We start from the raw sequence: 237 nt of genomic DNA on the forward strand, positions 1-237 counted from the left end.
TTGGAATGAAGTCGTTATCCAGAAAACTTGCTTTCGATGTATATGATTCTTCAGTTACAACAACTTGAATGCCTACAATATTTGCTTTGTATGTAATCATTTGAATCAGTAAACTATATGGGATATGACAAAACGATTGGTTATTTCTTTTTCCCATATTCGTTTCTTGTTTCCAACTTTTGTTTTGACCAATAACGATTTTACAAACTTCTTCTTCTTGAGCTAGTTTTACGATAT

General features: G+C 30.8%; 1 protein-coding gene. It reads right to left on the bottom strand.

Going from position 1 to position 237, the window contains the following annotated elements; translation table 11 throughout:
* On the bottom strand, window positions 1–237 hold a 237-nt coding region (locus FS742_RS27350), incomplete at both ends, for an IS200/IS605 family accessory protein TnpB-related protein (protein ID WP_144616466.1).

The sequence above is a fragment of the Bacillus cereus genome, assembly GCF_007678085.1.
In the GTDB taxonomy this organism is placed as follows: domain Bacteria; phylum Bacillota; class Bacilli; order Bacillales; family Bacillaceae_G; genus Bacillus_A; species Bacillus_A cereus_BE.